Origin of the sequence: Enterocloster lavalensis, from assembly GCF_046603895.1 — a bacterium.
GTDB lineage: Bacteria > Bacillota > Clostridia > Lachnospirales > Lachnospiraceae > Enterocloster > Enterocloster lavalensis.
Genome location: NZ_CP176637.1, coordinates 2,734,684 through 2,755,468 on the forward strand (window position 1 = coordinate 2,734,684; position 20,785 = coordinate 2,755,468).

Below are 20,785 nucleotides of genomic sequence, written 5' to 3' on the forward strand. Positions count from 1 at the left end.
CTCTCAACTCCCCTGCCCCTCACTCATGAGGGGTTTTAGGGGATTTCCTTTTTTGCTGCTTTATTGTAAAATGTTCTTATGCATAAGAACATCCTCCAAACTATTTTTTCTGACCACTTTGAATATATCCAATATGTTATTCGACCTGATAAAAATGTTTTGGATAACATCAACCGGATGATCCTCTGCCATGATCCTTCTTATGGCGGAGCTTTCTTTGGCTGTCCTCATTGTGGTAACCTTAAATTTGTTCCCTTTTCCTGTAAAAGCCGGTTCTGTCCCTCATGCGGCAACGTCTATAACCAGAAACGTGCTTTTCGTATGTCTTGTAAACTCGTTTCCTGTATCCACAGACACTGTGTCTTTACCATTCCTGAGGAACTGCGCATCTTCTTTCTTAAGGACCACTCACTCCTTAACTGCCTGTTCCATTCTGTCAGGGATGTCGTCCTACGCATGTTCTTCAAGATGAATAAGTCCGAACTCTTTACTCCTGGTTTTATCTGCGTCCTTCATACCTTCGGTAGAGATTTAAAGTGGAATCCTCACATCCATGCCCTGATTTCGGAAGGCGGTGCTGGCAACATTACTCCCTGGCGACCCAATCCCCATTTTGATTATGATTTCCTGCGCCTGGCTTTTCGGAAAGTCCTTTTGGATCAGCTCTCTCTTAAACTGGGACCGCCTTTTAAGAAGCTTAAAAACCAAATCTACAAAGACCATCCCGAAGGCTTTTATGTGAGAGCCAAACCTAATTTGTGTTCTCCTGATATCACCATTAAATACATCAGCAGATACCTTGGACGGCCTGTCATTGCCACTTCCAGGATGGATGCCTATGACGGGGATTCTGTGACGTTCCATTATCAGCGACATGAGGACCATAAAACGATCACAGAATGCATCCCCGCCATTGACTTTATCAAACGCCTGATCCTGCATATCCCTGACAAGCATTTTAAAATGGTCCGCTACTACGGCATTTATGCAAAGCACCACAAACAGGAAAAAAATCTCCGGAAATGTTTATCCAAGCAGAAGCAGCATTATCTTTCTAAGCTCCTAGATTGGCGGAATTTGATTCTTCTGACCTTTGGCTATGATCCGCTCAGATGCCCGGAGTGTGGCACTTCTATGTTGGTTTTAGAAGTTTACCACAAAAAAACTGCACTATTTGAACGCTATCGAAAGGTTATGGGATATGGATAGTTCCATATGCCCTATTCTTTCTCTACCGTCAGATAGTGCAGCCTAAACCAAAAACAAAAAATACATAGACAACGTCATGGCGAAGTCACACCTTCGCTCTTTTGCTATGCCTTTTTTATTTCCAATCTATTATACACCATCTTCGCTGATTTGAGAAGTTTCCTATAAAGCAAAAAAAGTTCTGAGAAGACATGCTTCTCAGAACTCTGTTTATAGAGGCGACAACCGGATTTGAACCGGTGATAAGGGTGTTGCAGACCCGCGCCTTACCTCTTGGCTATGTCGCCATATATGCTTGATGACCCCAACGAGATTCGAACTCGTGTTACCGCCGTGAAAGGGCGATGTCTTAACCGCTTGACCATGGGGCCTGACTAGTGGTCACCATGGACTCCACTAAAAAACTCCCCGAGTAGGACTCGAACCTACGACAGCGCGGTTAACAGCCGCGTGCTCTACCGACTGAGCTATCGAGGAATAGCATGTGCTTTCCGAGTCTTAATTATACCCTATAATCTAAGATTCTTCAAGTACCTTCTTTATTAGTATATGCAACTTTTGCTTTTATATGCAAAAAATACATACCCTCAAAACCACATATTGAATGATGTTTTAAAACCTATACCGTTTTGGTTAAGCCCTCGACCGATTAGTATTAGTCAGCTCCATACATTACTGCACTTCCACCTCTAACCTATCTACCTCGTCGTCTTCAAGGGGTCTTACTCGCTTATGCGATGGGATATCTCATCTTGAGGGGGGCTTCACGCTTAGATGCCTTCAGCGTTTATCCCGTCCAGACTTGGCTACTCTGCCATGGGCTTGGTACCCAACAGATACACCAGCGGTCCGTCCATCCCGGTCCTCTCGTACTAAGGACAGCTCCTCTCAAATATCCTACGCCCGCGCCGGATAGGGACCGAACTGTCTCACGACGTTCTGAACCCAGCTCGCGTACCGCTTTAATGGGCGAACAGCCCAACCCTTGGGACCTGCTACAGCCCCAGGATGCGATGAGCCGACATCGAGGTGCCAAACCACTCCGTCGATGTGAACTCTTGGGAGTGATAAGCCTGTTATCCCCAGGGTAGCTTTTATCCGTTGAGCGATGGCAATCCCACTTTCTACCACCGGATCACTAAGTCCTACTTTCGTACCTGCTCGACCCGTCGGTCTCGCAGTCAAGCTCCCTTATGCCTTTGCACTCTGCGAATGGTTTCCAACCATTCTGAGGGAACCTTTGAGCGCCTCCGATACCCTTTCGGAGGCGACCGCCCCAGTCAAACTCCCCACCTGACATTGTCCCCCAGCCGGGTCACGGCTGCAGGTTAGAAACCCAATATCGCAAGGGTGGTATCCCAACATTGGCTCCAGTAAGACTGGCGTCCTACCTTCAAAGCCTCCCACCTATCCTGTACATGCAATACCGAATCCCAGTATCAAGCTGGAGTAAAGCTCCATGGGGTCTTTCCGTCCTGGCGCAGGTAACCAGCATCTTCACTGGTATTTCAATTTCACCGGGTGCATTGTTGAGACAGCGCTCAAATCATTACGCCTTTCGTGCGGGTCGGAACTTACCCGACAAGGAATTTCGCTACCTTAGGACCGTTATAGTTACGGCCGCCGTTTACTGGGGCTTAAATTTAAAGCTTCGCTTGCGCTAACCTCTCCTCTTAACCTTCCAGCACCGGGCAGGCGTCAGCCCATATACCTCACCTTTCGGTTTTGCATAGACCTGTGTTTTTGCTAAACAGTTGCTTGAGCCTATTCTCTGCGGCCAGATCTCTCTGGCACCCTTTATCCCGAAGTTACAGGGTCATTTTGCCGAGTTCCTTAACAATGCTTCTCCCGCCGGCCTTAGGATTCTCTCCTCATCTACCTGTGTCGGTTTACGGTACGGGCACGTATTACACAATAGCGGCTTTTCTTGGCAGCCGGAATCACACACTTCGCTACTTATAGTTCGCTACGCGTCACGTCTTCGGATTGTACGGCGGATTTGCCAACCGTACTCCTACCTCGCTTGCCCCGGTATTTCCATTCCCGGGTTGTGTTGTCCTTCTGCGTCCCCACAGTTCTGATAATACGCGGTACAGGAATTTCAACCTGTTGTCCATCGACTACGCTTTTCAGCCTCGCCTTAGGCCCCGACTTACCCAGAGCAGATCAGCTTTACTCTGGAAACCTTGGATATTCGGCCTGGAGGATTCTCACCTCCATCTCGCTACTCATTCCGGCATTCTCTCTTCTTAAAAGTCCACAGCTCCTTGTCGGTACTGCTTCGTTCCTTTAAGAATGCTCCTCTACCAATGTCTTACGACATTCCTAAGCTTCGGTGTTGTGTTTTAGCCCCGGACATTTTCGGCGCAGGACCTCTCGACTAGTGAGCTATTACGCACTCTTTGAATGTGTGGCTGCTTCTAAGCCAACATCCTAGTTGTCTCTGAAATCCCACATCCTTTTCCACTTAACACACACTTTGGGACCTTAGCTGTAGGTCTGGGCTCTTTCCCTTTTGACTACCCAACTTATCTCGTGCAGTCTGACTCCCATACATCATCTATACGGCATTCGGAGTTTGATATCCCTTGGTAAGCTTTGACGCCCCCTTAGGAATTCAGTGCTCTACCTCCGCTAGACTAATATGAGGCTAGCCCTAAAGCTATTTCGAGGAGAACCAGCTATCTCCGGGTTCGATTGGAATTTCTCCCCTATCCACACCTCATTCCCACCCTTTTCAACGGATGTGGATCCGGTCCTCCACGGAATTTTACTTCCGCTTCAACCTGGACATGGATAGGTCACCCGGTTTCGGGTCTGCCTGTACTGACTTTACGCCCATTTGAGACTTGGTTTCCCTTCGGCTCCGTGGCTTAACCACTTAACCTTGCCAGTACCGGCAACTCGCCGGACCGTTCTACAAAAAGTACGCGGTCGCACCTTAACGTGCTTCCACAGCTTGTAAACACAGGGTTTCAGGTTCTTTTTCACTCCCCTCCCGGGGTCCTTTTCACCTTTCCTTCACAGTACTATGCGCTATCGGTCACTAAGGAGTATTTAGCCTTGGAGGGTGGTCCCTCCGACTTCCCACAAGGTTTCACGTGTCTCGTGGTACTCTGGATCCTGCCGCTGCCTATCGTTTTCGTGTACGAGACTTTCACTCTCTTTGGTCTGACTTCCCAGACAGTTCCACTAACGAATCAGCTAGCTTTCCGCAGTCCATAACCCCAGCGTGCACGCACGCTGGTTTGGGCTCTTCCCATTTCGCTCGCCGCTACTTTGGGAATCGATTTTTCTTTCTCTTCCTCCGGCTACTTAGATGTTTCAGTTCACCGGGTTCCCAGCGTATGGCTATGTATTCACCATACGTCGACTGAGGGTTACTCAGCCAGGTTTCCCCATTCAGATATCTCCGGATCAAAGGATATTTGCTCCTCCCCGAAGCTTTTCGCAGCTTATCACGTCTTTCATCGGCTCTTAGTGCCAAGGCATCCACCCTGCGCTCTTTATAGCTTAACCAAAATGACTTCCACCTGCGGGTGCGGGTTTCTGTCGACAATCCATAGCGTTGGATCGTTTGGTCTTAGGTTTGTTACATTTGATACATCTTTCGATGTATCCCTCGGATGTCTTGATTATTCTATAGAATATTCAATTCATTTTCATTCAATATGCGGTTTTCAAGGTACATATTTTGAAATCATTTGTTAGATGATTTCGAATGGAGACGGAGAGTTTCGAACTCCTAGCCCCTTGCTTTCAAAGCAAGCGTCCGACCAATCGAACGGTATCTCACAATCGTGAAATATGGGTTTTCCCTCTTTCGAGGCAATCTCTATGTATTTTCTATATCCACTCACCCAATCATACGAACGTCTGGGCAGTGGGCTTAAGTGGACTCGAACCACCGACCTCACGCTTATCAGGCGTGCGCTCTAACCGGCTGAGCTATAAGCCCTTAATAAATCCGGCAGCCACCTGCTCTCCCATGCCGTCACCAGCATAGTACCATCGGCCGCTTGAGTCTTAACCATCGTGTTCGGGATGGGAACGGGTGTTTCCCCCAAGCGCATCGCCACCGGAAATTTCTTACCTTGGCTAATCCAAGATTCAACAGTATATAAAACCCTTACTTCTTCTTCCTTAGAAAGGAGGTGATCCAGCCGCACCTTCCGATACGGCTACCTTGTTACGACTTCACCCCAGTTACCTGCCCCGCCTTCGGCAGCTCCCTCCTTTCGGTTGGGTCACTGACTTCGGGCGTTGCTGACTCCCATGGTGTGACGGGCGGTGTGTACAAGACCCGGGAACGTATTCACCGCGACATTCTGATTCGCGATTACTAGCGATTCCAGCTTCGTGTAGTCGGGTTGCAGACTACAGTCCGAACTGGGACGTTATTTTTGAGATTTGCTCACCTTCGCAGGGTCGCTTCCCTTTGTTTACGCCATTGTAGCACGTGTGTAGCCCAAATCATAAGGGGCATGATGATTTGACGTCATCCCCACCTTCCTCCAGGTTGTCCCTGGCAGTCTCCCTAGAGTGCCCATCTCACTGCTGGCTACTAAGGATAAGGGTTGCGCTCGTTGCGGGACTTAACCCAACATCTCACGACACGAGCTGACGACAACCATGCACCACCTGTCTCTCTTGTCCCGAAGGAAAGGCGCCGTTACACGCCGGTCAAGAGGATGTCAAGACTTGGTAAGGTTCTTCGCGTTGCTTCGAATTAAACCACATGCTCCACCGCTTGTGCGGGTCCCCGTCAATTCCTTTGAGTTTCATTCTTGCGAACGTACTCCCCAGGTGGAGTGCTTATTGCGTTTGCGACGGCACCGAAGGGCTTTGCCCCCCAACACCTAGCACTCATCGTTTACGGCGTGGACTACCAGGGTATCTAATCCTGTTTGCTCCCCACGCTTTCGAGCCTCAACGTCAGTTACAGTCCAGTAAGCCGCCTTCGCCACTGGTGTTCCTCCTAATATCTACGCATTTCACCGCTACACTAGGAATTCCACTTACCTCTCCTGCACTCTAGCTTGACAGTTTCCAAAGCAGTCCCAGGGTTGAGCCCTGGGTTTTCACTTCAGACTTGCCATGCCGTCTACGCTCCCTTTACACCCAGTAAATCCGGATAACGCTTGCCCCCTACGTATTACCGCGGCTGCTGGCACGTAGTTAGCCGGGGCTTCTTAGTCAGGTACCGTCATTATCTTCCCTGCTGATAGAGCTTTACATACCGAAATACTTCTTCACTCACGCGGCGTCGCTGCATCAGGCTTTCGCCCATTGTGCAATATTCCCCACTGCTGCCTCCCGTAGGAGTTTGGGCCGTGTCTCAGTCCCAATGTGGCCGGTCACCCTCTCAGGTCGGCTACTGATCGTCGCTTTGGTGGGCCGTTACCCCGCCAACTGGCTAATCAGACGCGGATCCATCTCACACCACCGGAGTTTTTCACACTGTACCATGCGGTACTGTGCGCTTATGCGGTATTAGCAGTCATTTCTAACTGTTGTCCCCCAGTGTGAGGCAGGTTATCCACGTGTTACTCACCCGTCCGCCACTCAGTCATCTCAGAATCCATCCGAAAACTTCAGCTGAAATGCTTCGTTCGACTTGCATGTGTTAGGCACGCCGCCAGCGTTCATCCTGAGCCAGGATCAAACTCTCAAATTAAAAGTTGATTCTTGGTCTTAGACTACTTAGCTTGGCTAGTTATCTTTAACCTTCATTACTTGGTTTTGTTCTGAATTTTCTCAAATCCAAAGGTCTAAACCAGACCTTTTTCTTTAGAATTTTCAGGGTTTTACATACTGTTCAATCTTTGATTTTCAAGGTTCTCTGTTGTTGTTCTTCGTTAGCAGCAACTTTTATATCTTAGCACACTCGCTAGCGTTTGTCAACAACTTTTTTAAAAACTTTTTTGTTTTTGTTGCTTTGGCTTCAACAGCAACTTTGATATCTTATCACATCAGGCTGTATCTGTCAACAACTTTTTAACCTTTTTTTGAAGTTCTGTTTGATCTTCTTTTTTCGAGGTTATCCCCCTGCTTTCGCAGTGGAACTTTAATATAGCATCATATCGAAAATATGTCAAGGGAATTTGTGCCATTTTTTTAAACAATTTTTTGATTTCCTGCCAAAACACTAAATATGCTCTATTTTCCTCGTTTCTTCTATATTTAGTGGTTGTAAAAAAATAATCCCGGCAACGCTTTTTCGCGCGTTCACCGGGAAATTGAATTAATTGCATATATAGTATATGAAATTTCTCCTAAAGAATGCTGTTTAAAATGCCCCGCAACAGGAATCCCAACAGATTGTACTGATACAGAAAGGTCAGCCAACTGCTCTCCTCCACCTGCTCCATGAGCGCGCTTCCCAGCGGCGTGGCGGAAAACAAGTCCAGAAGCAGACAGGCCACCCACAGAAGCAACAGTCCATGGGCAAGTCCCAGGAGCGCGCCGGCGATCTTATTCAGTCCTGAGATGATCGGCAGACGGGCCAGCAGATCCAGCCAGCGCACCAGGAGCTGGATCAATAGAAACGTCAGCAGGAACATCAGAACGGACACCGCGGCATTGATCAGAATCCCGGCCAGATAAGCGCTGACATATTCGATAAAATGATCCACCCCCAGCAGATTGTATACCTCGCTGTTATTGTTCTCAATCAGAGCGTCCTTCATGGACTGAGGGAGCTTCAGATTTTCGATGGCTATGCGCTGAAACGCAGGGGTATCCTGCTGTTCTTCCCGGTATTCCTCCAGGCCGGAGGCTTTTACCATCATCTCAGCCACCGCCTGCCGCACCTGGGTGTTCTCCTTTAGGAAGGAAGTCACATACGGGGTGGCAAAGCGGACCGCCAGGATGGTGATCACCAAGGCGCCGATGGATACGCACTGGCGCAGGAATCCTCTGTAATGTCCGTACAGCATCATGCTGACTAAAAATACGCCCACCGCAATGGGCAGCCAATGTTCTAAACTCATCTTACCGTCTCTTTCTGTCTGTTATGTTCCGTTTCCCCGCTGTCCTAACCGATCAGCCGCTCAATCACCGCGGCAACCCCGTCCTCGTCATTGGTCAGGGTAATCTCATCCGCATATTGTTTTACCAGATCCAGGGCATTGTCCATGGCGACGCCCACTCCGGCCATCCGGATCATGGACACGTCGTTCTCGCCGTCCCCGACGGCCATGGTGGCTTCCCGGTCGACGCCCAGATAATCGGCCAGCCACATCAGCCCGTTGCCCTTGGTCGCATTTTCATCGTTCAGCTCCAGATTGTTGACCATAGCCGCTGTAATCGCAATTCCGGACTCCTGCTCAAGGCGGCAGCGCAGCGGCGCGCGGTCCGCGATATCCGCGAAAAAGATATTGATCTTCTCCACGCCCTTACCGGACTGCCTCACATATTCCACCACGTCCCGGACCACATCCCGGGTATCGTGGACCATGGTCTGCATCGCCTCGCTCAGCCCGTAGTGGTGCAGCTGGGCCATACAGCGTTCCTCCGTGACCGCGCGGCCGCCAATGTAGGGGTCGGCCATGACGTCGAATTCTCTGGTGATTTCCAGCAGTTCGACGGCTTTTTGCGGGGATAAGGTGCACGCCATCAGCTGCTCACCGGTCTCAAGATCCACAATGGCCCCTCCATTTGTGGTGATGGCATACCGGACGCCCGGCAATTCCCGGATACGCTTCGGCACGCCGTCCGTGGGCCGCCCGGTGGTGGGCACAACGTAGATTCCCTTCTCGGCGCAGCAGGCCAGCGCACGGATATTCCGCTCGGATATGTTCTTGTCACTGTCCAACAGCGTTCCGTCAAGGTCAAACGCAACAATCTGAATCGCTTTCATAGTAATTTTGCCTCTCTTGTTTTTAATTAAGTATCCCCGGAAGTTCACTGAAATCCAGTCTTCCGGGGCTTCTTTATCATATGAAGTGTTCCTCTTTCAGGATCAACAGCCCGTCCTTATCGTATTTGGACGAGAAGATCCCCTTTACGCGCTTGCCTAAGGAGGGCCGCTCCGCCTTGTCGGCTGCTTCCTCGATCAACTCCTCCGCGTTGGCCCGCGTCAGCGGGATGCCGTCCTCCTCCATGATCTCAATGCGCTCATAGAGGGCGAGCATGCTCTTTCCGGAGATGCTGCAGTCGATTTCACCGGCATACTGGCAGGCATACTGGGCGAACTCGTCAATGTCCATCTCCTCCCCGTCATCCTCATACGCGTCCTCAGGCTCATCCTCGATGCGGGCCGCAGGCGCTTTCTCAGGCACCTTGCGCTTCGGTGCAGGAGGCGTTTTGGGCGCCGGAATGTCCTCCACGGGCTCGTCGTAGCCGTCGGATTCATATGGCTCCTCATAGTCCTCAGGCTGATACCGGTCCTCATACTCGTCCTCGTACACAGGCTCCTGTTTTACCACCTTGGGACGCGCAGGCGCCTTTTCCGCGGCGGGCGGTACGGGAGCTTTGAGTACCGGGGCCTTTGGCTCCGCAGACGGCATTTTCACCGGGGCGGCCGGACTCGCAGGGGATTTTGCAGCCGTCGCCTTAGGCTCCGCCGCAACCACTTTGGGCACAGGGGCAGCCTTGGGGGCAGGAGCAGGCGCCGCGGGCTTTTCCGCGTCCGAAGCAGGCGCTCCGGGAGCCTCGCCGATGCACTCAAAACGTTTTGCAAGGCCGGGGTACTGGCGGTGAATGGCTTCCAGCTGTTCCCGGTTGTCGATCATCACCACGTTCATTCCGGTCTCATCCCGGGCCATAAGCAGATCCAGCTCCTGGAGCATCTCGTCGCTCATATCGCCCGCATACTCGATAATCAGGTCTTTGCCGGTGAGTTTGTCCGCCAGGGCCAGAACGCCCTTCTGGTTGAGCTTCTCGCCGGTGATCTTGGCCGCCTGATTCTTGATTCCCAGCTCCCGGTGAACCTTTTTCAGTGCGTCGATGGCAAGGGCAAGGCCTTCATCGGGATCCTCGGATTCAATCATCAGATGGTTGGAAACGCGGGCTGCAACCGGCGCATAGTCGTCGGCTCCGTCGTCCGCCTTCAGACTGCGCAGATCCTTTAATACTCTGGTCTGCGCCTGGCGGGATTCCTCGGAGAACTCCGCGCCGGACAGACGCGACAGCTCCCGGGCGAGGCTGGCCTGCACTTCGGCCTCATGAACTCTGGCCGCCAGCGCTTCCTGGGTCAGCGTCTCCTTCTCCTCCGGCCAGCCGGACTCCTCCGTACCGGTCCCTCCGGCGTATCCCGATTCGTATTCCGTCTCCGCCTGAGATTCCTCCTCAGGCTCATACGCCTCCTCATAGACCTGGGGGGCCTCCCCGCTCAGTCCTTCCTGCGCCTCGTAGGGCGTATATTCCTGATCTCCGGTGTAGGATACCTCAGGCTGCTCCCCGTAATATCCGCCGGCTGAATCCGGCTCCCCGGCGCTGTAACCGCCGTCCTCCCGGTATGCGGGGGCTCCGGCGTAGGCGGGTTCTTCCGCATAGGCAGGGTCCTGCGCATAAGCGGGGCCTTCCCCATAAGCCGGGTCTTCTGCGTAAGCGGGATCGTCCCCATAGGCCGGGTCCTGCGCGTAAGCAGGATCGTCCCCATAGACGGTTTCCCGCGCGTATGCGGGGTCGTCCCCATAGACGGAATCCTGTGCGTAAGCAGGGGTGTCCCCATAAGCGGAATCCTCCCCGTAGACGGAATCCTCCCCATAAGCGGGGTCGTCCCCATAGCCGGAATCTTCCGCGTAAGCAGGTTCTTCCCCATAGGCAGACTCCTCCTGATAAGCCGGTTCCTCCCGGTTACCGCGGTAGGGACGGTACGGCTGGCGCTCCCCGTAGACGGGCTCCTCTTCATAGGGATCCTCCTGGGGCGGCTCCGCCGCAGCGCGCTGGACCGGCACCGGCACGGGGCGTCCAGCCGGAGGCATGTCGTAGTCGTAGGAAGCGGACGGCGCCTCGTAGCCCTGCTCCACAGCCCGCAGCCGCGCCTCGTATTTGTCCCGGTTCTCCTCCAGATCCATCTGATACTTGGTCAGGGGAGCGTGCTGAATCTTTAACTCCATGGCCTTGTCCACATATTTGCCCAGGCCGAACATCAGCATAATCTTATCGCAGGTGCGCACGCAGAGATCCGACATGCCCACCTCATTGTACAAAGTGGCCAGTTCATACAGCCACTTTTCATCTAATTCCACATTGCAGTATTGCTCCAGGGTATGGATCAGCTGCTGGGGCGGCGCGCCCTTGGCTCCGAGAATCATGTAGCGGAGCAGATATTGTCTGGGATCGTCGGGAGCCAGGTCGCAGAATTCCCGGTAATAATCCTCCGCCTCGCCGACATTGCCTTCTTTGATCGCCAAATCAGCCAGCTTATACAGCAGGCGCTTGCCGATGGGCGCCCGCTCAAAGGCCAGCAGAAGGATATCCTTCGCTTCCTGGTAATCCTCATTTTTCTCGTAGATGGTTGCCACCATGGACAGGATGCTCACATTGCGGACACGTCTCCAGTCAACGGTGTCCGTAATTTTCATCGCGGTCTCATAGTCGCCTTTATTCACCAACTTTTTAATCTGTTCCACCTTAATGTTAAACTCGTACTTATCCATCTTTTGCATCTCCCTATTGCTATTTCCCGGCATGGGAATCTGTGATCGGCCAGACACACCCTATAGTTCAGTCCTGCCTTCCAACGCCCGAAGAAGCGTTACTTCATCTATGTATTCCAGGTCGCCGCCCACGGGAACGCCGCTGGCGATCCGGGTGACCTTCACCCCTGTAGGCTTGATCAGCTTGCTGATGTACATGGCTGTGGTCTCGCCCTCCAGGCTCGAATTGGTTGCAATGATGACTTCTTCAACATCGGATTGAAGCCGCTGCATCAATTCCTTCAGTTTAATATCATTAGGGCCAATCCCCAGCATGGGAGAGATGGCTCCATGGAGCACATGGTACACTCCATCGTACTTACCGGTTTTCTCGTAGGCAGCCAGATCCCTGGTGTTCTCCACCACCATGATCTCCTTGTGGTTGCGCTTGTCGCTGCTGCAGATGGGACAGAGCTCCCGGTCCGTGAGCGTGAAGCACTCCTTGCAGTAACGGACGTTGTTCTTGGCGTCGGTCATGGACCTGGCCAGCTCATCCACCTGCTCCCGCGGCATATTGATGATGTGAAATGCCAGGCGCTGGGCTGATTTGGCGCCCACCCCCGGTAATTTTGACAATTCTTCAATTAATTTTGTGATCTGGCTGCTGTAATAATCCATTAGAAGGGGAAACCTCCGCCTAACGCGCCGCCAAGTCCGCCGGTCAGCTTGGACATGGCCTCCGCGCTCTCAGCCTCCATCTGGCGGAACGCCTCGTTGGTCGCCGCAACGATCAGGTCTTCCAGCATCTCGATGTCGTCGGGGTCCACTACCTCCTCGGAAAGCTTTACGGAGACGACCTCCTTCTTGCCGTTGACGGTAACGCTCACCGCGCCGCCGCCGGAAGCCGCCGTGTACTCCTTGGTCTCCAGCTCCTTGGTGGTCTCCTCCATCTGGCGCTGCATGCGCTGTGCCTGCTTCATCAGATTGTTCATATTGCCGGGCATACCGCCCGGAAATCCGCCACGTTTTGCCATGGTGTGTATTCCTCCTGTGATGTTTTTGCGGCACCAGTCCTGTGTGCCGTTTTGGTCTTATTGTTTGTATATTCTGTGGATTGCTCCAACATTACCGCAAATCAGTCCTCATATGTAATATCCATATGAATTTTGCTTTCCAGCTCCTCCTCGGTCACGTAGATCGTGTTGAGAAGCTCCCCGCGGCCTGCGAGCCGGGTCTTAAAATAAATGGAACGGTTATATTTCTCCTGGACCAGCTGCTCCAGCTGTCCGATGACGGTGGGGCGCTTGCCCATGTCGTAGTTCATGGGATCCATAAATACGATAGTCAGACAGCTGTCCCCGCCCGGCTCCACCACGGTATCCCGCAGATAGGACCTGGCGCCGCCGCCTAAGCTTCGGACCAGCTTTCCCCACTCGTTGCGCACCAGCTTTAAGTCTTCCAGCTGGGCCTGGGGAAGGGCTACGGTCTGGGGCGGTTCCCCTACAGGAGCTGAGGGAACCCCAGCGCCCAATCCCGCGGCAGGCGCCCCCGGGACGGCCTGCGCCAAATCTCCTGTCTGCGCATCCCCGGGGGCCGCAGCGTAACCCGCCGCCATCGCTCCTGAGGGAACCGCGGCGTAGCCTGCGGCCATCACCCCGGCGGGCGGGGCGGGGCGGGATTCCAGATCTTCCACCTGGGCTTCCAGCTGATTCAGCCGTTCCAGCACCGCGTCCAGACTGGTCTCCATGGCGGGCCTCGTCAGCTTGATGAGCGCCACCTCCACGATCACCCGCTTTTGGCTGGCATACCGCAGTTGATTGGATAGTTCAGAAAAAATGCGGATGTAGCGCATCAGAGTCTCGCCGTCCGCCTTTTTCGCGTCCTCTTCCAGTTGTTTTAAGTTTTCCGTGGACATGTCCAGCAGTCCCTCGGCGTCGTCCGCGCTCTGAAACAGCAGCAGATTGCGCATGTACCAGATGAAGTCCGTGACGAACTGCCCCAGCTCTCTGCCCTGGATCACGATCTCTTCCAGCTTGAGAATGCAGTCCCGCGTCCTTCCCTCCACGATTGCGCCGAACAGTTCGCTGAACACGCTGGCGTCCACCGCTCCCAGGACTTCCAGCACGTTGTCGTAAGTCAGAAGCTTGCCGTAATGGAAGGCCACGCACTGGTCCAGCAGGCTGAGCGCGTCTCTCAGGGAGCCGTCGGCCGCCTTGGCCACATAGGTGAGCGCCCGGTCCTCCACCTCGATGTGTTCCGCCCGGGTCAGCTCCCGCAGGTGCCCGGCAATGGTCTCCAGCGCGATCCGCTTGAAATCATAGCGCTGGCACCGTGACAGTATGGTAATCGGAATCTTGTGGACTTCCGTTGTCGCCAGAATAAAAATAACATAGGACGGGGGCTCCTCCAGCGTTTTGAGCAGCGCGTTGAACGCGCCGATGGAGAGCATGTGCACCTCGTCGATAATGTATACGCGGTAACGCCCGTCGGTGGGCGGATACTGGACCTGGTCACGGATATCCCGGATATTCTCCACGCCGTTGTTGGAGGCGGCGTCAATCTCCACCACGTTCATGGAGGAGCCGGAGATAATGGCCCGGCAGGCCGGACATTCGTTGCAGGGGCTTCCGTTCACCGGGTTCTCACAGTTGACTGCCCGGGCGAAGATTTTCGCGATACTGGTTTTACCGGTTCCACGGGTTCCGCAGAACAGGTAGGCGTGGCCGATGCGTCCCGACGTGATTTGATTTTTCAGGGTCTGTACGATGGGGTCCTGTCCCTTTACGTCCTCAAATGAGGCGGGACGCCATTTGCGGTATAACGCCGTGTATGACATGTGAGTCGCTCCTTGCTGTCTTGATTTGCGCGGGAACGGCCGGTTGAAGAGCCGCCCCGCATCAGAGTATTACTCGTCGCCGAAGCAGATTCCCACCATCTTGGCTTCCTTGATCATGGAGCAGTTGGGATCCACGGTCTTGAGTCTGCCCGCAACCTCGGACAGGGGCACTTTGACGATATCGTTGTTTTTCACCGCGGCCATATAGCCGAATTCCCCGTCGGCGATCATCTTCGCGGCGGTGGCTCCCAGTCTGGTGGAGAGAACGCGGTCATAGGCGCAGGGTTCGCCGCCCCGCTGCATATGTCCGGGCACCGTCACGCGGACCTCGCTGCCGGTGATCTCCGTGATCCTGGCGCCGATCTCATACGCCACGGACGGGTATACCATCTCAGTCCGCTTCTTGGCCTTCAGCTCCTTCTTGGACATGCTGGCCTCCTCTTTGGAAATGGCGCCCTCGGCCACCGCCAGAATGGAGAAACGCTTGCCGGCCTTGGAGCGCTTGGTGATGGCGTCGCAGACCACGTTGATATCGTAGGGAATCTCGGGGAGAAGAATGATATCCGCTCCGCCGGCCAGACCGGCGTGCAGGGTAAGCCAGCCCACCTTGTGTCCCATCACCTCCACAATGAATACGCGGCGGTGGGAGGCGGCGGTGGTGTGGATACAGTCGATGGCGTTGGTGGCGATATTCACAGCGCTCTGGAAGCCGAAGGTCATGTCGGTCCCCCACAGGTCGTTGTCAATGGTCTTGGGCAGGGACACCACGTTCAGCCCTTCCTCGCTTAAGAGGTTGGCTGTCTTTTGGCTGCCGTTGCCGCCCAGCACCACCAGGCAGTTTAATTTTAACTTCCGGTACGTGTGCTTCATGGACTCTACCTTGTCCAGTCCGTTCTCATCCGGAGTGTGCATCAGTTTGAAGGGTTGTCTGGAAGTGCCGAGAATGGTGCCTCCCTCGGTCAGAATACCGGAAAAGTCGGACGGCTGCATAATCTTGTAGTCCGCATACATGAGTCCCTTATATCCGTCTTCGAAGCCGATGATCTCCACGTCGTCAAACATGTTATACAGTGATTTGGCGACTCCACGCATGGTGGCGTTGAGTGCCTGGCAGTCTCCGCCGCTGGTCAGCATCCCTATTCTTCTCATATCTGCGCTTCCTTTCTCTCTGGAACTTTTAATTCGTAACGCCTGCGCCTTACGGCGCATTCCTATAACTTCTAACGTATCCTGTTAATGGTTCTATTATACCCATTTTGTAATTATACCGCAAAGACAGTATCGGGGCAAGCAAAAAATATGGACATAGATCTTACGGAAACGGGAGTTTGACACCTGAAAATCTTGCAAGCCTTATGGCTGCTTATTTTTTTGTCAAATTCAGAAAGTTTTTAGTGCGTAATAGCGTAATATATGATATAATACGATTATACCATCTCTCTTAAGGAGTCTGCCATGCGATTGACTACAAATAAAACCAAAAATGGAATAAGCTACTACATCATCCGCTCTGTCCGCCGCGACGGCAAACGCTCCTCAGAAGTTGTGGAACGCCTTGGAACTGAACGGGAAATCATGGAAAAATATCATTGTACAGATGCCAATAAATGGGCTAAGGCGCATCTGGACGAGCTCAATCAGGCCGAAGCTGAAAAGCAGCATAAAGTCCTTGTTCCGCTGCGGACGGATATTCTCATTCCTTTCGATAAGCAGAATTCCTATAACGTTGGTTACCTTTTCCTTCAGAAGATCTACTATGATCTTCGCCTGCCAAACATCTGTAGAAAGATTTCAAAAGAATATTCGTTTTCCTATGACCTTGATTCCATCCTTTCACGTCTTGTATATGAGAGGATCCTCAATCCGTCTTCAAAACTCTCCTGCTATGAGCAGTCCTCCGATTTGCTCGAACCACCGGCTTTTGAACTGCATCAGATTTATCGTGCCCTGTCTGTCATTGCAAACGAATCCGATTCCATCCAGGCGGAACTGTATGAAGCAAGCCGGCGGCTGGTCAAACGGCAGACCGGAGTCCTGTACTATGACTGTACCAATTACTTTTTTGAAACGGAATGTCAGGAAGGCCTGAAACAATACGGTCCGAGCAAGGAACATCGCCCGAGCCCTATCGTCGAGATGGGACTTTTCATTGATCGAAGTGGGATCCCCCTTGCCTTTTGTATCCATCCAGGCAATACCAATGAACAGACTACTCTGATCCCATTGGAAGAACAGATCCTGAGAGATTTCTCGCTTTCAAAATTTATCGTCTGTACGGATGCTGGATTGTCTTCTGAACGCAACCGGAAATTCAACAACTTTGGCGGCCGCTGTTTCATAACAACGCAGTCCATTAAAAAGCTCAAAAAAGATTTGCGCCAATGGTGTCTGGAGCCCACCGGATGGCATCTGAAAGACAGCCTGGATACCTATGATATCAGCAGGCTCGAAGACACCGCTAAAAACCGCAGCAAGCTATTCTACAAGCAGCTGTATGTGGAAGGAAATGACGGGAAACGTGATATTGATTTCGATCAGACTCTGATCGTGACCTATTCCCTGAAATACAGGAACTATCAACAACAGATCCGAAATCAGCAGATTTTAAGAGCGATAAAAGCAATTGATACCGAGCCGAAAAGGATTGATAAGCATAGCCAGAATGATTACCGCAGATTCATAAAGAAAACATCGATCACCGCATATGGTGAATGCGCTGCAAATAAAATTTACGAAATTGATCAGGACGCCGTACAGGAAGAAGCCCAGTATGACGGCTTCTATGCCGTCTATACGAATCTCGACGATGACCCTTCCGAAATCGCAGCAGTAAATCAAGGGCGGTGGGAAATCGAAGAATCTTTCCGGATCATGAAATCAGAATTCGAGGCCAGGCCGGTTTACCTAAAACGGGATGACAGGATCAAAGCTCACTTTACGACATGTTTTATCGCGCTTTTAATCTACCGGATTCTGGAACGCAAACTAGACAGCCAGTTCACTTGTGATGAGATTATTTCGACACTCAGAAAAATGAGGGTAACAAGCATAGGAAACGAAGGATATATCCCATCTTACACACGTACAAAGCTTACGGATGCGTTGCATGAGTACGCCGGGTTCCGTACTGACTATGAATTGATAAAGAAACGTACCATAAAGGGTATCTGCAGACATTCAAAAGAATAAGAATCCATTACTCCCTTTTTTCAAAAAGAAAAGCCCTCAGAAACGGCATAAATACGACGTTTCTAAGGGTTTTCAACATTCTAAACTGTCAAACTTGGGAGTATACCGCAAAGACAGTATCGGGGCAAGCAAAAAATATGGACATAGATCTTACGGAAAATGTACTTCCGGCAAATCTATGCCCACATTATTTTAAATCCACGCACCTCGCTTTGTACAGTTACCACGGGCGTTACTCATGTAGTTAGCTCAGTCCAGGCGACCTTACGGCACATGAGAGGTTCCGCTTAGTGCTGCTGCATTCCTGCCCTGACACGGTTCACAGATTCCCATTGCGTAAGACCCAAACGTCAACACCACTTTCACAAGGCAGCCCCGCAGTAAGCTGTCCGGGGCGAGGTATCACCCCTGCTAGAGCGGATTGCAGGTACAGGGCACCGCTATCTCCCCGGCTGCGTGGAAACTTTATGACAATTTTGAGTGCTCGGGGCGTTTATGCGCCCGCTTATTCGCTTGTTAAGTATACCCTTTGGCAGATGATTTGTCAAGGGCGGGATCGGGAAAGAGACCGGACAAATCCTTCCTGCGCCGTGGGGAAGGAAATCCCGGCAAGGGACAGCTTTTCCAGATCCATCTGCAAATTGCGCGGACAGGAGGCAAAGCGCTGGCGGTCCGGTATCAGCCGGGGATCGGAAGCGTTTTGGATAGATGGAGCCGCGGCGCTGTTGCCGCTGTTCCCAAAAGCGCCACGCAGAAGGCTGAGGAACACGGCCGCGGTCTCGTAAGCGTTTAGGGGATTGGGGCTTCCGAAGTTGTACACCCCGGGCGCAAGGTCCAGAGCCGCCTCCATGTTAATGGCCACGTCCCACACATCCGTAAGGGACCGGCGGTCGTAAACGGGAAATGCCAGGCGCGCATCGGGGTCCGGGTTGTCCAGGAGGCCGCGCAGGGTTGTGACAAGATTTCCATGCTTTTCCGGTCCGGGCTTTCCGGTATCGTACATCCAGCTCAGGCGCAGGCTGACGGTATCCGGGCAGGCGGCGGCGCAGCGCTTTTCAGCCTCCAGCTTCTGCCGCCCGTAAACGCCGGAAGGATACAGTTTTTCGCTCTCGCGGTGCGGCACGGGAGAGGCGGTGCGGACGTTGTCAAAATACACCTGGTCGGAACTGCAGAAGATCAGCTTCGCGCCGGAGGCGCGGCAGGCTATGGCAATATTTTCCGCACCGATTACATTGACCGAATAGGAAAATTCCGGTTCCCGTTCGCAGCGGCCCGTATCGGAGACCGCGGCGCAGTGGATCACGTAATCGGGCCTGACCTGACGGAACAGCGCCAGGAGCCCGGCGGCGTCACGGATGTCCGGCGCACGGCCTGATAGTGGATATACATGGTAAGGGGATACTGCGTCCGGCTCTGTTTGCGGGAAATGCGGGGCCGCGGACGTCCCGGCGGAAAAGCGGCGGACCAGACGGGAGCCCAGGAAACCGCCCGCCCCGGTAATCAGGATTGTTTTCACAGTGCCGGTTCACCCCGCTTCTTTTTCGGTTTTTTCAGACGCAGAGCCCGAAAAAATTCCTTCATCATGGCGGAGCACTCTTCCCCTAGGACCCCGATTTTTGTCTCCACCTGGTGGTTGAAGCCGTCCTCGTGGAGCATGTCCAGGACCGACCCGGCGCAGCCCGCCTTGGGGTTCATGCAGCCGATCACCACCTGGGGCACCCTGGCCTGGACAATGGCCCCGGCGCACATGGGGCAGGGTTCCAGCGTCACATACAGGGTGCAGTTTTCCAGCCGCCAGTCTCCCATTTTTTTACAGGCCTTGCGGATAGCGATAATCTCCGCATGGGAGAGCACATTTTGATCCACCATGCGCCGGTTATAACCCCGGGCGATTATTTTATCTTCATATACGATTACGCAGCCGATGGGCACTTCGCCCAGAGCGGAGGCTTTTTTTGCCTGCCGGACGGCTTCCTTCATATAGCGTTCGTCTGTTGTCATGGCATTCCTCTGAATTCTGTCCGTCTTGTTCCAGCCGGACGGTTGTGGTATACTTTAGGATGTGTTTTGAAATTGCGGGCCGCGGGCATTTCCGGGCGAGTTCCTTCATGCAAAGGGCGGACGTGAATTTCAAATGTACGTTGAATATTATATCGGAATTTTACGGGATTGAAAAGTAATATCCCCGGAATGGAGCGAAAAGATGAAAATTTGCGGGTTACAGAAAACGACGTTGTTGGATTTCCCCGGCCATGTGGCCGCCACGGTCTTTACGGGAGGCTGCAATTTCCGCTGTCCGTTCTGCCACAACAGCGAGCTGCTGCCGGGAACGGTGGATGCGGAGTATGAGACAGGGGAGGTATTGGACTTTCTGAGAAAACGGAAGGGTATTCTGGAGGGGGTCTGCATCACCGGAGGCGAGCCCACGCTGCAGCCGGATTTGGAGGATTTCATCCGCAGCGTACGGGAGCTGGGACTTTTAGTGAAGCTGGACACCAACGGCTATAAGCCGGATCTGCTGCAGGACCTCTGCGGGAAGGGACTGCTGGATTTCGTGGCTATGGATATCAAAGCGGGGCGCAGCCGTTATGCGGCCGCGGCTGGTGTGGACGGTATGCGGTTGGAACGCATCGACGAGAGCATCCGGTTTCTGCTGGAGGGCAGCGTTCCCTACGAGTTCCGTACCACTGTGGTGCGGGGGTTGCACACGGAGGAGGATTTTAAGGAGATCGGACCGTGGATTAAGGGCTGCGGGGACTATTACCTGCAGAATTTCACGGAGAGCGGGCAGGTGCTGGAGCCGGGGGTATTTTCCGGTTTCGGGAAGGAGGAGCTGGAAGGGTTTGCGCAGCTCGTAAGACCCTATGTGGGCCGGGCGGCGCTGCGGGGGATTGACTATTGAGAGAGTTGGCAGAGACGGACGTTTGCAGCCTCCCGGAAGGTTAAAAAGGGCCGGATTTCCAGG

The 20,785-nt window shown here is 52.9% G+C and carries 12 protein-coding genes, 5 tRNA genes, 3 rRNA genes, 1 other RNA gene and 1 pseudogene; 4 read left to right on the plus strand and 18 right to left on the minus strand.

Annotation, left to right across the window (positions count from 1 at the left end; genetic code table 11):
* Positions 1 to 78 precede the first annotated feature (78 nt).
* Positions 79 to 312 (plus strand): annotated as a pseudogene (locus ACK2JC_RS12175) (transposase zinc-binding domain-containing protein); the annotation flags it as partial.
* 144 nt (positions 313 to 456) lie between these two features.
* On the plus strand, positions 457 to 1,209 hold the full coding sequence (locus ACK2JC_RS12180) for a transposase (RefSeq protein WP_368275016.1): 753 nt from the start codon (positions 457 to 459) through the stop codon (positions 1,207 to 1,209).
* A gap of 216 nt (positions 1,210 to 1,425) precedes the next feature.
* Here the strand turns inward: ACK2JC_RS12180 and ACK2JC_RS12185 are convergent.
* The 15 genes from ACK2JC_RS12185 to ACK2JC_RS12255 form a co-directional block, all read right to left on the minus strand.
* Positions 1,426 to 1,496, minus strand: a tRNA-Cys gene (locus tag ACK2JC_RS12185).
* A 12-nt stretch (positions 1,497 to 1,508) separates the two neighbouring features.
* Positions 1,509 to 1,580 (minus strand) — tRNA-Glu (locus tag ACK2JC_RS12190).
* Between the two features lie 33 nt (positions 1,581 to 1,613).
* Positions 1,614 to 1,686: transfer RNA gene (locus tag ACK2JC_RS12195), tRNA-Asn, on the minus strand.
* Positions 1,687 to 1,838: 152 nt separating this feature from the next.
* Positions 1,839 to 4,728: ribosomal RNA gene (locus ACK2JC_RS12200) — 23S ribosomal RNA — on the minus strand.
* 203 nt (positions 4,729 to 4,931) lie between these two features.
* A tRNA-Ser gene (locus ACK2JC_RS12205) sits at positions 4,932 to 4,996 on the minus strand.
* Between the two features lie 97 nt (positions 4,997 to 5,093).
* Positions 5,094 to 5,167, minus strand: a tRNA-Ile gene (locus tag ACK2JC_RS12210).
* Between the two features lie 7 nt (positions 5,168 to 5,174).
* Positions 5,175 to 5,292: ribosomal RNA gene (gene rrf, locus ACK2JC_RS12215) — 5S ribosomal RNA — on the minus strand.
* A gap of 64 nt (positions 5,293 to 5,356) precedes the next feature.
* Positions 5,357 to 6,886 (minus strand): 16S ribosomal RNA (locus tag ACK2JC_RS12220).
* The 16S, 23S and 5S rRNA genes sit together here with 5 tRNA genes alongside, the layout of an rRNA operon.
* Positions 6,887 to 7,484: 598 nt before the next feature.
* Positions 7,485 to 8,201 (minus strand): CvpA family protein, encoded by a 717-nt coding sequence (locus ACK2JC_RS12225; RefSeq protein ID WP_107435003.1) that lies wholly within the window; start codon positions 8,199 to 8,201, stop codon positions 7,485 to 7,487.
* Between the two features lie 44 nt (positions 8,202 to 8,245).
* Positions 8,246 to 9,070, minus strand: a complete 825-nt coding sequence (locus tag ACK2JC_RS12230; RefSeq protein ID WP_320938032.1) for a Cof-type HAD-IIB family hydrolase — start codon at positions 9,068 to 9,070, stop codon at positions 8,246 to 8,248.
* Between the two features lie 76 nt (positions 9,071 to 9,146).
* Positions 9,147 to 11,816, minus strand: coding sequence for a hypothetical protein (locus ACK2JC_RS12235; protein ID WP_320938033.1), 2,670 nt, complete (start codon positions 11,814 to 11,816; stop codon positions 9,147 to 9,149).
* A gap of 60 nt (positions 11,817 to 11,876) precedes the next feature.
* Complete coding sequence (gene recR, locus ACK2JC_RS12240) at positions 11,877 to 12,473, minus strand: recombination mediator RecR (RefSeq protein ID WP_007707929.1); 597 nt, start codon at positions 12,471 to 12,473, stop codon at positions 11,877 to 11,879.
* The gene (locus ACK2JC_RS12245) at positions 12,473 to 12,829 is read right to left on the minus strand and encodes a YbaB/EbfC family nucleoid-associated protein (RefSeq protein WP_007707933.1); all 357 of its coding nucleotides are present in this window, start codon (positions 12,827 to 12,829) and stop codon (positions 12,473 to 12,475) included. The genes recR and ACK2JC_RS12245 overlap by 1 nt, the downstream gene beginning before the upstream one ends.
* A gap of 101 nt (positions 12,830 to 12,930) precedes the next feature.
* A complete protein-coding gene (gene dnaX / locus ACK2JC_RS12250; protein ID WP_320938034.1) occupies positions 12,931 to 14,631 on the minus strand; it encodes a DNA polymerase III subunit gamma/tau in 1,701 nt (566 codons plus the stop codon).
* 69 nt (positions 14,632 to 14,700) lie between these two features.
* A complete protein-coding gene (locus ACK2JC_RS12255) occupies positions 14,701 to 15,780 on the minus strand; it encodes a 6-phosphofructokinase (protein ID WP_092371890.1) in 1,080 nt (359 codons plus the stop codon).
* A 306-nt stretch (positions 15,781 to 16,086) separates the two neighbouring features.
* On the opposite strand from ACK2JC_RS12255, the gene ACK2JC_RS12260 reads away from it, so the two are divergent.
* A complete protein-coding gene (locus ACK2JC_RS12260) occupies positions 16,087 to 17,820 on the plus strand; it encodes an IS1634 family transposase (RefSeq protein WP_368275008.1) in 1,734 nt (577 codons plus the stop codon).
* 198 nt (positions 17,821 to 18,018) lie between these two features.
* Here ACK2JC_RS12260 and ffs read toward each other — a convergent pair.
* The 3 genes from ffs to tadA all read right to left on the minus strand — a co-directional run bounded on the left by ffs (position 18,019) and on the right by tadA (position 19,821).
* Positions 18,019 to 18,280, minus strand: an RNA gene (gene ffs, locus ACK2JC_RS12265) — signal recognition particle sRNA large type.
* Positions 18,281 to 18,364: 84 nt separating this feature from the next.
* A complete protein-coding gene (locus ACK2JC_RS12270; RefSeq protein ID WP_320937302.1) occupies positions 18,365 to 19,336 on the minus strand; it encodes an SDR family oxidoreductase in 972 nt (323 codons plus the stop codon).
* On the minus strand, positions 19,333 to 19,821 hold the full coding sequence (tadA, locus tag ACK2JC_RS12275; RefSeq protein ID WP_107435007.1) for a tRNA adenosine(34) deaminase TadA: 489 nt from the start codon (positions 19,819 to 19,821) through the stop codon (positions 19,333 to 19,335). Before tadA ends, ACK2JC_RS12270 begins: the two co-directional genes overlap by 4 nt.
* Positions 19,822 to 20,023: 202 nt before the next feature.
* On the opposite strand from tadA, the gene ACK2JC_RS12280 reads away from it, so the two are divergent.
* Entirely contained in the window at positions 20,024 to 20,722 is a 699-nt protein-coding gene (locus ACK2JC_RS12280) for an anaerobic ribonucleoside-triphosphate reductase activating protein (RefSeq protein ID WP_320937303.1), read from the plus strand.
* The last annotated feature ends 63 nt before the right edge of the window (positions 20,723 to 20,785 follow it).

Coding starts and splice junctions, on each gene's coding strand:
- ACK2JC_RS12260 (WP_368275008.1), top strand. CDS start 16,087: ATGCGATTGACTACAAATAAAACCAAAAATGGAATAAGCTACTACATC.
- ACK2JC_RS12230 (WP_320938032.1), bottom strand. CDS start 9,070: ATGAAAGCGATTCAGATTGTTGCGTTTGACCTTGACGGAACGCTGTTG.
- ACK2JC_RS12180 (WP_368275016.1), top strand. CDS start 457: ATGTTCTTCAAGATGAATAAGTCCGAACTCTTTACTCCTGGTTTTATC.
- ACK2JC_RS12280 (WP_320937303.1), top strand. CDS start 20,024: ATGAAAATTTGCGGGTTACAGAAAACGACGTTGTTGGATTTCCCCGGC.
- ACK2JC_RS12255 (WP_092371890.1), bottom strand. CDS start 15,780: ATGAGAAGAATAGGGATGCTGACCAGCGGCGGAGACTGCCAGGCACTC.
- recR (WP_007707929.1), bottom strand. CDS start 12,473: ATGGATTATTACAGCAGCCAGATCACAAAATTAATTGAAGAATTGTCA.
- tadA (WP_107435007.1), bottom strand. CDS start 19,821: ATGACAACAGACGAACGCTATATGAAGGAAGCCGTCCGGCAGGCAAAA.
- ACK2JC_RS12225 (WP_107435003.1), bottom strand. CDS start 8,201: ATGAGTTTAGAACATTGGCTGCCCATTGCGGTGGGCGTATTTTTAGTC.
- ACK2JC_RS12245 (WP_007707933.1), bottom strand. CDS start 12,829: ATGGCAAAACGTGGCGGATTTCCGGGCGGTATGCCCGGCAATATGAAC.
- ACK2JC_RS12235 (WP_320938033.1), bottom strand. CDS start 11,816: ATGGATAAGTACGAGTTTAACATTAAGGTGGAACAGATTAAAAAGTTG.
- dnaX (WP_320938034.1), bottom strand. CDS start 14,631: ATGTCATACACGGCGTTATACCGCAAATGGCGTCCCGCCTCATTTGAG.